General features: G+C 65.8%; 1 protein-coding gene. It reads left to right on the plus strand.

The window, feature by feature from the left end; all coding sequences use genetic code 11:
• The first annotated feature begins 152 nt into the window (after nt 1-152).
• Nucleotides 153-1,523: a 23S rRNA (uracil(1939)-C(5))-methyltransferase RlmD gene (gene rlmD / locus ACE3O8_RS13555; protein ID WP_374390593.1), complete on the plus strand. Its 1,371-nt coding sequence runs from the start codon at nt 153-155 to the stop codon at nt 1,521-1,523.
• Nucleotides 1,524-1,655 lie beyond the last annotated feature (132 nt).

The raw sequence follows: 1,655 nt of genomic DNA on the forward strand, positions 1-1,655 counted from the left end.
CGAAGAGTTCGTCCTTGGTTACGACGCCGGTGAAGCCGGGAACCGCCTGGCGCACGAGGAGCGGTTTTTTTTGCCAGTATTCGGTGAGAAAGGTCTCGACCGACAGGCCGCCAAGAAGTGTATTTGTCATCCGGCAATTATAACGCGCCGGATTGCAACGGCTGTGCCCGCCGCTAAAATGGCGCCCTTCCTGTTCCGACCGTATTGCCATGCACGCAGCAGCCCCCCGCGAAGCCGTTGTCGAATCCCTTGATCACGAGGGGCGCGGCGTCACCCACGTCGACGGCAAGACGATCTTCATCGAGGGCGCCTTGCCCGGCGAGCGGGTCGAATTCACGTCCTACAAGGTCAAGCCGAACTACGAGGTGGCGGATGTGACGCGGGTGATTTCGGCCAGCGCCCAGCGGGTCGAGCCGCGCTGCCCCCACTTCGGGGTGTGCGGTGGCTGCAGCATGCAGCATCTGGAATCCGGCGCCCAGGTGGCGGCGAAGCAGCGGGTGCTGGAGAACGCCCTCTGGCACATCGGCCGGGCGCGGCCGGATGTGCTCTACCCGCCGATCGTCGGCCCGGCCTGGGGCTATCGTTATCGCGCGCGGCTGTCGGTGCGGATGGTGCCAAGCAAGGGCGGCGTGCTGATCGGCTTTCACGAGCGGCGCAGCAGCTACGTGGCGCCAATGGAAAGCTGCGCGATCCTGCCGCCCCATTTGTCGGCGATGGTGCCGCGTTTGCGGGCGCTGATTTCCGGCATGTCGGCGCCGGATCGTCTGCCACAGATCGAGATTGCGGTGGGTGAGGGGATCACGGTGATGGTGTTCCGGCATCTGGTGCCGCTCTCCGCGGCCGACACGGCCCGGCTGGTCGCCTTTGGCGAGGCGGAGTCGATCCAGGTGTGGGTGCAGCCGAGCGGCCCGGATTCGGCGCGTCGGCTGTTTCCGAAGGACGCGCCGGGGCTAGCCTACACGCTGCCGGAGTTCGGCGTGTCGATGGCTTTCCGGCCCACCGACTTCACCCAGGTGAACATGGGCATCAACCGGGTGCTGATGCGCCGGACGATGCAGCTGCTCGATCCGAAGCCCGGCGAGCGGATCGCCGACCTGTTCTGCGGGCTCGGCAACTTCAGCCTGCCGATTGCCCGTCTGGGCGCCTATGTGGTGGGTGTCGAGGGCAGCGACGCGCTGGTCCGTCGGGCGGGCCAGAATGCTGTCGAAAACGGCCTGGGCGAGCGCTGCGAGTTCCACGCGGCCAACCTGTTCGAGGCGACCGAAGACAGCCTGGCGGCGCTCGGGCCGCTGGACAAGCTGCTGATCGATCCACCGCGGGAAGGGGCCATCGCGGTGGTCAAGGCGCTGGGCGTGTGTTCGCCGAAGCGCATCGTCTATGTCTCGTGCAACCCGGCCACGCTGGCCCGGGATACAGCGGTGCTGACCAACGAGAAGGGCTACAGGCTGATGGGGGCGGGCATCGCCAACATGTTCCCGCAGACATCCCACGTGGAATCCATCGCGCTCTTCGAGCGGGCCTGAGGCCGCACGGCTCCAATGAAAAAGGCGACCCGAAGGTCGCCTTTTTGCTTACCGCTGCGGACGGATGTCAGTCGCGCTCGCCGCCAAAGGCCATGATGAGGTTCAGCAGGCTCACGAAGACGTTATAAACAT

This window comes from Sandaracinobacter sp. (assembly GCF_041909755.1).
In the GTDB taxonomy this organism is placed as follows: Bacteria; Pseudomonadota; Alphaproteobacteria; order Sphingomonadales; family Sphingomonadaceae; genus Sandaracinobacteroides.